Origin of the sequence: Streptomyces sp. P1-3 (genome assembly GCF_050613155.1) — a bacterium.
Lineage (GTDB): Bacteria > Actinomycetota > Actinomycetes > Streptomycetales > Streptomycetaceae > Streptomyces.
Map to the genome: position 1 here is coordinate 5,121,077 of NZ_CP192512.1, position 9,794 is coordinate 5,130,870.

Genomic DNA, 9,794 nt, shown 5'->3' on the forward strand with positions numbered 1-9,794 from the left:
CCCCTTCCGCCTCTTCCGCAGGAATTCGCAAGGAGCCGACGACGCAATGGTGAACAACGAGGACAAGCTGCGCGACTACCTCAAGCGGGCGACCGCCGATCTGCGTCAGGCCCGCCGACGGCTGCGCGAGGTCGAGGAGCGGCACCAGGAGCCCATCGCCATCGTCGCGATGAGCTGCCGCTACCCCGGCGGCGTCCGTACCCCCGAGGACCTGTGGCGGCTCGTACTCGACGGCCGGGACGCCATCTCCGGCTTCCCGACCGACCGCGGCTGGGACATCGAGACCCTCTACGACGCCGACCCCGACCAGGCGGGCGCCAGCTACGTCAGCGAGGGCGGCTTCCTCTACGACGCGGGCGCCTTCGACCCCGCCCTCTTCGGGATCTCGCCGCGTGAGGCGCTGGCGATGGATCCGCAGCAGCGGCTGCTGCTGGAGACCTCATGGGAGGCGTTCGAGCGGGCGGGCATCGACCCCACGTCGCTGCGCGGCCACCGGACCGGCGTCTTCGCGGGCGTGATGTACCACGACTACACCTCGCGGCTGGACTCCGTACCCGAGGGCGTCGAGGGCTTCCTCGGCACCGGCAGCTCCGGCAGCATCGCCTCCGGCCGGGTCTCGTACACCTTCGGTCTGGAGGGCCCGGCGGTCACGGTCGACACGGCCTGCTCGTCGTCGCTGGTGACGCTGCACATGGCCGTGCAGGCGCTGCGCAACGGCGAGTGCTCGCTGGCCCTGGCCGGCGGGGTGACCGTCATGGCGACCCCGTCCACCTTCACCGAGTTCAGCCGCCAGCGCGGCCTCGCCGCGGACGGCCGCTGCAAGCCGTTCGCGGCCGCCGCCGACGGCACGGGCTGGGGTGAGGGCGTCGGCATGCTGCTCGTGGAGCGCCTGTCGGACGCGCGGAAGAACGGGCACCCGGTGCTGGCGGTCGTGCGGGGCTCCGCCGTCAACCAGGACGGCGCGAGCAACGGCCTGACCGCCCCCAACGGCCCGTCCCAGCAGCGCGTCATCCACCAGGCCCTCACCAACGGGCGCCTGTCCGCCGCCGACGTGGACGCGGTCGAGGCGCACGGCACGGGCACGACGCTGGGCGACCCGATCGAGGCGCAGGCGCTGCTGGCGGCGTACGGCCAGGACCGTCCCGAGGACCGGCCGCTGCTGCTCGGCTCCATCAAGTCCAACATCGGGCACACCCAGGCCGCGGCCGGTGTTGCCGGGATCATCAAGATGGTCAAGGCCATCGAGCACGGCGTGCTGCCGCAGACCCTGCACGTGGACGAGCCGACGCCGCACGTGGACTGGTCGGCGGGCGCCGTGTCGCTGCTGACGGAGGCGGTGGCGTGGCCGGAGACGGGGCGTCCGCGCCGCGCCGCCGTCTCCTCCTTCGGCTTCAGCGGTACCAACGCCCACACCATCCTCGAACAGGCTCCTGCCGACGAACCTGAGGAGGACGCGGCCGAGACCGCTCCGGCGGCGCCGCGCGAACTGGGCGTACTGCCGTGGACGCTGTCCGGCAAGAGCGCTGCGGCGCTACGGGCGCAGGCCGAACGGCTGTTGGCGTACGTGACGGCCGAGCCGGAGCCGCGGCCACTGGACGTGGGCCTGTCGCTCGCCACGACGCGGGCGGCGCTGGACCACCGTGCGGTGGTCGTGGGCCGGGACCGCGGTGAGCTGCTGGCGGGGTTGGGCGCGCTGGCGGACGGGGCGATGGCCGCGGGCGTCGTGCAGGGCGCTGTCGCCGCCGGTCAGACCGCGTTCGTGTTCCCTGGTCAGGGTTCGCAGTGGGTGGGGATGGCGGTGGGGCTGCTGGATGCCTCGCCGGTGTTCGCCGCCCGTATTGAGGAGTGTGGCGCTGCTCTTGCGGAGTTCTGTGACTGGTCGTTGGTGGATGTGCTGCGGGGTGTGGAGGGCGCGCCGTCGCTGGAGCGGGTGGATGTGGTCCAGCCGGTGCTGTTCGCCGTGATGGTCTCCCTCGCGGAGTTGTGGCGTTCGCTGGGCGTTGGACCCGCCGCCGTGGTGGGTCACTCCCAGGGGGAGATCGCGGCGGCCTGCGTGGCGGGGGTTCTGTCGCTTGAGGACGCGGCGCGTGTGGTGGCGTTGCGGAGTCAGGTGATCGGCCGGGTGCTGGCGGGCAAGGGCGGGATGGTGTCGGTCGCGCTGCCGGTGGCCCAGGTCCGCGAGCGGATCGCCGCCTGGGGAGAGGAGCGGATCTCGGTGGCGGCCGTCAACGGGCCGTCGTCGGTGGTGGTCTCCGGCGAACCGGACGCGTTGGATGAGCTGCTGGCCTCGTGCGAGGCGGATGAGGTGCGGGCCCGTCGCGTACCCGTGGACTACGCCTCGCACTCCGCCCAGGTGGAGCTGCTCCGCGACGAACTCCTGACCTGCCTGGCCCCGGTCGTGCCCCAGCCCGCCCAGGTGCCGTTCCTGTCCACCGTTACCGGCGAGTGGGTCAAGGGCCCGGAGCTGGACGCGGAGTACTGGTTCGCCAACCTCCGTCGCACGGTCGAACTCGAATGCGCTGTAAGGCGGTTGCTGGACGAGGGCTTCGGGGTCTTCATCGAGTCCAGCGCCCACCCGGTGCTGACCATGGCCGTGCAGGAGACGGCCGAGGACGCGGGTCATGAGGCCGCCGCGCTCGGCTCGCTCCGGCGCGACGAGGGTGGGCTGGAGCGCTTCTGGCTGTCACTGGGCGAGGCGTGGGCACGCGGTGTCGCCGTGGACTGGACCGCCGTCTACGGAGACACCGGCGCCGCCACGATCGACCTGCCCACGTACGCCTTCGAGCACCAGCATTACTGGCTCGAAGCAGGAACCCCCGAAGCCGCCGCGGTCGCCGCCGCCGACCCCCTGGAAGCCCGCTTCTGGGAGACCGTCGAGCGCGAGGACTGGCAGGCATTGGCGGATGAGCTGGCGGTCGACGGCGACCAGCCCCTCAGCTCCCTCCTGCCCGCGCTGTCGTCGTGGCGCAGGCAGGCCCGTGAGCAGTCCACGGTGGACGGCTGGCGCTACCGCGTGACGTGGAAGCCGCTGTCCGAGGCGCAGTCCGCCCGCCTGCCCGGCACCTGGCTCGTCGTGGTGCCGCAGTCCGAGGCCGACGGGCCGTGGGTCACCGGTACGGTCCGTGTGCTCGCCGAGCGTGGCGCCGCCGTACGGCAGCTCGTGGTCGACACCGGCGCGGAGGGCCGTGCGGAGCTCGCCGAGCGGCTGCTCGCCGAGCTCGCCGACGGCGGCCCCCTGACCGGCGTGCTGTCCCTGCTGGCCTTGGAAGAGCGGCCGCACCCGGCGCACTCCTCCGTCCCCTCCGGCGTCGCCGCGCAGCTCGCGCTGCTCCAGGCGCTGGGCGACGCCGAGGTCACCGCCCCGCTGTGGTCCGCCACCCAGGGTGCCGTCTCGGTCGGCCGCGCCGAACCGCTCGCCTCCCCCACGCAGGCGCTGGTGTGGGGCCTGGGCCGGGTGGCCGCGCTGGAGCACGGCGAGCGCTGGGGCGGTCTGGTCGACCTCCCGGCAATCACACACCCGGAGCCCGACGACCGCGCGTTCACGCGCCTCGTGTCCGTCCTGGCCGGTGCCTGCGCCGGTGCCGAGGACGAGGACCAGGTCGCCATCCGGCCCGCCGGACTGCTCGCCCGCAGGCTGGTGCGCGCCCCGCTGGCCGAGACCCCCGCCGTACGGTCGTGGCGGCCGGACGGCACCGTTCTCGTCACCGGCGGTACGGGCGCGCTCGGCGCGCACGTGGCCCGCTGGCTGGCCGGGAACGGCGCCCGGCATCTGCTGCTGACCAGCCGCCGGGGCCTGGACGCCCCCGGCGCGGCCGAGCTGCGCGACGAACTGGCCGCCCTGGGCGCGGACGTCACCGTCGCCGCCTGCGACGTGTCCGACCGGGACGCCGTCGCCGCGCTGCTGGCGTCCGTACCGGCAGCACACCCGCTGACCGCCGTGGTGCACACCGCCGCCGTCCTGGACGACGGGGTCATCGAGGCGCTGACGCCGGAGCAGGTCGACCGGGTGCTGAAGGTCAAGGTCGACGCCACGCTCCACCTCCACGAGCTCACCAAGGACCTGGACCTGTCCGCGTTCGTGCTGTTCTCCTCCTTCGCCGCCACCTTCGGCGCGCCCGGCCAGGGCAACTACGCGCCGGGGAACGCCTTCCTGGACGCCTTCGCCGAGTACCGGCGCGCCGCCGGACTGCCCGCCACCTCCCTCGCCTGGGGCCCCTGGGGCGAGGGCGGGATGGCCGAGGGCGCGGTCGGCGACCGGATGCGCCGCCACGGTGTCATCGAGATGGCCCCGGCGTCGGCCGTCACCGCGCTCCAGCACGCCCTGGACCGCGACGAGACCGCCCTGACCGTCGTCGACATGGAGTGGAAGCGCTTCGTCCTGGCCTTCACCTCCGGCCGATCCCGTCCGCTGCTGCACGACCTGCCCGAGGCCCGGGACGTCATCAAGGACATGAGCGGGGCCGCCGACGAGGACGCCGCGGGCGGTGCCGCCGCCCTGGCGCAGCAGCTCGGCGGGCTGCCCGAAGCCGACCAGGAGCGGCTGCTGCTGGACCTGGTGCGCGGCGCGGTCGCGGCCGTCCTCGGCTACGCCGGTCCCGAAGCCGTCGAGGCGGGCCGCGCCTTCAAGGAGCTGGGCTTCGACTCCCTGACCGCCGTCGAACTGCGCAACCGGCTCGGCGCGGCCACCGGACTCAAGCTGCCCCCGACGCTGATCTTCGACTACCCGACCCCGACGGCGCTCGCCAGGCACCTGCGGACGGAGCTGTCCGACGAGCAGCAGAGGACAGGTGCCCCGCTACCGGTCGCGGCAACGGCCTCCGACGATGAGCCGATCGCCATCGTGGCCATGAGCTGCCGCTTCCCCGGCGGCGTCCGCACCCCCGAGGAGCTGTGGCAGCTGCTCGCCTCCGGCGGCGACGCGCTGTCGGAGTTCCCCGCCGACCGGGGCTGGGACGTGGCGTCCCTGTACAACCCGGACCCGGACGCACAGGGCACCAGCTACGCCCGGGAGGGCGGATTCCTCACCGGCGCCGCCGAGTTCGACCCCGGCTTCTTCGGGATCTCGCCGCGCGAGGCCATGGCGATGGACCCGCAGCAGCGGCTGCTGCTGGAGACCTCGTGGGAGGCGTTCGAGCGGGCCGGCATCGACCCGGCCGCCCTGCGCGGCAGCCAGGCCGGGGTCTTCGTCGGCACCAACGGCTCCGACTACTCGATCCTCATGCGGAACACCACCGACGGCGGCTACGAGGGCCATCTGGCCACCGGCAGCGCCGCCAGCGTCGTCTCCGGCCGCCTCTCCTACACCTTCGGCCTGGAAGGCCCGGCGGTCACCGTCGACACGGCCTGTTCCGCCTCCCTCGTGGCGCTGCACCTGGCCGTGCAGGCGCTGCGGAACGGCGAGTGCACCGTGGCCCTGGCGGGCGGCGTCACCGTCATGGCGACCCCGGGCACCTTCATCGAGTTCAGCCGCCAGCGCGGGCTGGCCTCCGACGGCCGCAGCAAGGCGTTCTCGTCGGACGCCGACGGCTTCAGCCCGGCCGAGGGCGTCGGCATGCTCCTGGTGGAGCGGCTGTCGGACGCGCGGAAGAACGGGCACCCGGTGCTGGCCGTCGTCCGCGGTACGGCCATCAACCAGGACGGCGCCAGCAACGGCCTGACCGCCCCCAACGGCCCGTCCCAGCAGCGCGTCATCCGCCAGGCCCTGGCCAACGCCCGGCTGTCGTACGCCGACGTGGACGTCGTCGAGGCGCACGGCACGGGCACGACGCTGGGCGACCCGATCGAGGCGCAGGCGCTGCTGGCCACCTACGGTCAGGACCGTCCCGAGGACCGGCCGCTGCTGCTCGGCTCCGTCAAGTCCAACATCGGGCACGCCCAGGCGGCGGCCGGTGTCGCGGGGGTGATGAAGCTGGTGCTGGCTATGCGGCACGGCGTCGTACCGGAGTCCCTGCACATCGCCGAACCGACCCCGCACGTCGACTGGTCGGCGGGCGCGGTGTCGCTGGTGACCGAGGCCACGCCGTGGCCGGAGGCCGACCACCCGCGCCGCGCGGCCGTCTCCTCCTTCGGCTTCAGCGGCACCAACGCGCACGCCATCCTGGAGCAGGCGCCCGCCGAAGAGTCCTCCGAAGAGCCCGCCGAAGAGCCCTCCGACAAGACCCCGGAGGCAGCCCCGATCACCCCCCTGCCGTGGGTGCTGTCGGGCCGTACCGAGGCGGGTCTGCGGGCCCAGGCGCAGAAGCTGCTGGCCCACCTGGAGACCGACCCGGCGCCGCGCCCGGCCGACGTCGGCTGGTCGCTGGCCACCACCCGGAGCACGCTGGAGGAGCGCGCCGTCCTGGTGGGCGGCGACCGTGCCGACTTCGTGCGCGGCCTGGACGCCCTGGCCCGCGGACAGGTCCTGCCCGGCCTCGTACAGGGGTCCGGTATCGGGGGCAAGGGGGCGTTCCTGTTCCCCGGACAGGGGTCGCAATGGGTAGGCATGGCCGTGGGCCTGTTGGATGCTTCGCCAGTGTTCTCTGCTCGGATCGATGAGTGCGCCGCCGCGCTCGCGGAGTTCACCGACTGGTCGTTGGTGGATGTGCTGCGCGGGGTCGAGGGCGCGCCGTCGCTGGAGCGGGTGGACGTCGTCCAGCCGGTGCTGTTCGCGGTGATGGTGTCGCTGGCCGAGCTGTGGCGCTCCGTGGGCGTCGAGCCGTCGGCCGTGGTGGGCCACTCCCAAGGCGAGATCGCCGCCGCGTGCGTCGCCGGGGCGCTGTCCCTCCAGGACGCGGCCCGGGTCGTGGCGCTGCGCAGCCAGGCGATCGGCCGGGAGCTGGCCGGTCTGGGCGGCATGGTGTCGGTGGCGCTGCCGGTCGCGCGGGTGCGGGAGCGGATCGCGGAGTGGGGAGAGGAGCGGATCTCGGTGGCGGCGGTCAACGGCCCGTCCTCCGTGGTCGTCTCCGGCGAACCCGTCGCGCTGGACGAGTTCCTGGCCTCCTGCGAGGCGGACGAGGTCCGGGCGCGCCGCGTGCCGGTGGACTACGCCTCGCACTCCGCGCAGGTGGAGCTGCTGCGCGAGGAACTCCTGGCCTGCCTGGCCCCGATCCGGCCGCAGGCGCCCCAGGTGCCGTTCCTGTCCACCGTGACCGGTCAGTGGATCACGGGCCCGGAGCTGGACGCCGAGTACTGGTTCACCAACCTGCGTCGCACCGTCGAACTCGAAGGGGCCGTACGCCGCCTGCTGGACGAGGGCTTCGGGGTCTTCATCGAGTCCAGCGCGCACCCCGTGCTGACCATGGGCGTGCAGGAGACGGCCGAGGACGCGGGCCGCGAGGCCGCCGTACTCGGCTCGCTGCGCCGCGACGAAGGCGGTCTGGAGCGCTTCTGGCTCTCCCTGGGCGAGGCGTGGGCCCGTGGTGTGGCCGTGGACTGGAGCGCCGTCTACGGCGACGCCGCCCGCGTCGACCTGCCCACGTACGCCTTCCAGCACCAGCACCTGTGGCCGCAGGCCCCCGCGGCCGAGGCCACCGTCCCGGCACAGCGCGCCGACGACGTCGACGCCCGCTTCTGGGCGGCCGTCGAACGCGAGGACCTGGAATCCCTGGCCGGGACCCTGGAGTTCGCCGACGCCGACGGGCTGGACTCGCTCGGCGCCGTCCTGCCCGCCCTGTCCTCGTGGCGCAGGCAGGCCCGCGAGCAGTCCACCGTCGACGGCTGGCGCTACCGCGTCACCTGGCAGCCCCGGTCCGAGGGGCGACCCGGACGGCTGTCCGGCACCTGGCTGCTCGTCGTACCGCCTACGGAGGCCGCCGGCGCCTGGGCCGCCGGCGCGGCCCGCACCCTCGCCGAACGCGGCGCCGCCGTACGGCAGATCGTCGTGGACGCCGACGCCGTGGACCGCGCGGCGCTGACCGCGCGGCTGCGCGCGGCGCTCGCCGGGAACGCCATGGGAGCGGAGACGGCAGAGTCCGGCGAGTCCGCGACCTCCGGCGACGGACGCGAGGCCGACCCCGGACGGGACGGTGCCGGATCCGCCGCCGTCACCGGGGTGCTGTCCCTTCTGGCGCTCGCTCAAGAGCCCGCCACCGACGGGGTCGACGCCGGGCTCGCCGGCTCCGCCGCCCTCGTACAGGCCCTGGGCGACGCCGAGGTGGACGCCCCGCTGTGGTGCGCCACCCGCGGCGCCGTCTCCGTCAGCCGCTCCGACCGGCTGGCCGACCCCGGGCAGGCGCTGGTGTGGGGCCTGGGCAGGACCGCGGCCCTGGAGCACCCCGAGCGCTGGGGCGGCCTGGTCGACCTTCCGGCAGCCCCCGACGAGCGGGCGCTGTCCCGGCTGGCCGGCGTGCTCACCGCCGCGGACGGCGAGGACCAGCTCGCGGTGCGCGCCTCCGGCGTCTTCGTCCGCAGGCTCAGCCGCGCCCCGCTCGCCGGCGCACCCGCCGTACGGTCCTGGCGGCCCGACGGCACCGCGCTGGTCACCGGCGGTACGGGCGCGCTCGGCGCGCACGTGGCCCGCTGGCTGGCCGGGAACGGCGCCCGGCACCTGGTGCTCACCAGCCGCCGCGGCCCGGACGCCCCCGGCGCCGCCGAGCTGCGCGACGAACTGACCGCCCTGGGCGCCGAGGTGACCATCGCCGCCTGCGACGTGGCCGACCGCGAGGCCGTCGCGGCGCTGCTCGACGCCATCCCCGCCGACCGGCCGCTGACGGCCGTGGTGCACGCCGCCGGGGTACTCGACGACGGCGTGCTGGACGCGCTGACGCCCGGGAGGTTCGCCACCGTACTCGGCCCGAAGGCCGACGCCGCCCGCCATCTGCACGAACTCACCAAGGACCTGGACCTGTCGGCGTTCGTGCTGTTCTCCGGCGTCGCGGCCACCCTCGGCGACGCCGGGCAGGGCAACTACGCGGCGGCCAACGCGTACCTCGACGCACTGGCCGAGCAGCGCCGCGCCGACGGGCTGCCCGCCACCTCCGTGGCCTGGGGCCGCTGGGGCGACACCGGACTCGCCGCGGGCGGCGCCATCGGCGAACGGCTGGACCGCGGCGGCGTCCCCGCCATGGCCCCGGCCGCGGCGATCGCCGCGCTCCAACAGGCGCTGGACCACGACGACGTGGCCGTGGCCGTCGCCGACATCCAGTGGGAGCGGTTCGTCCACGGCTATACGGCGGTCCGTCCCAGCCCGTTCATCGGCGATCTGCCCGAGGTACGGCGGATGACCGAGGCGGCCGGCGGCGGCGAGCCCGGCCCGGCCGAGGCCCCGGCGTCCGCGCTGCGGCAGCGGCTGGCGGCCATGCCCGCCGCCGAGCAACTGCTGGTCGTCACGGAACTGGTGCGCTCCCACGCGGCCGCCGCGCTGGGACACCCCTCCACCGACGAGGTCGGTGCCCAGCGGGCGTTCAAGGAGCTGGGCTTCGACTCGCTCATCGCCCTGGAGCTGCGCAACCGGCTGAGCGCCGCCACCGGGCGGAAGCTCCCCGCCACGCTGGTCTTCGACTACCCCACCCCGGCCGCGCTCGCCGAGTTCCTCCGCGCGCAGCTCGTGCCGGACGGCGGCGGCACGGCGGCGCCGGGCCTCGCGGAACTCGAGAAGCTGGAATCCGCCCTGTCGGTCCTGGATCCGGCGAGCGAGGACGGCGAGAAGCGGGCGGACATCGCGGCCCGGCTCCAGGCCCTGCTGACCGCCTGGAGCGAGCCCCGCGCGGCGACCGGCGAGGGCGCCGCCGAAGTGACGGAGCAACTGCACGAGGCGACGGCGGATGAGGTCTTCGACTTCATCGAGAAAGAACTCGGAATCTAGAGAACTCGGAATC

General features: G+C 74.6%; 1 protein-coding gene. It reads left to right on the forward strand.

Features of this window, described 5'->3' with window-relative positions; genetic code table 11:
- Window positions 1-46: 46 nt before the first annotated feature.
- Window positions 47-9,781 carry a type I polyketide synthase gene (locus tag ACQUSR_RS21805; RefSeq protein WP_431044274.1) on the forward strand — a complete coding sequence of 3,245 codons (9,735 nt, stop codon included), beginning with the start codon at window positions 47-49 and terminating at the stop codon, window positions 9,779-9,781.
- The last annotated feature ends 13 nt before the right edge of the window (window positions 9,782-9,794 follow it).

Coding starts and splice junctions, on each gene's coding strand:
- ACQUSR_RS21805 (WP_431044274.1), top strand. CDS start 47: ATGGTGAACAACGAGGACAAGCTGCGCGACTACCTCAAGCGGGCGACC.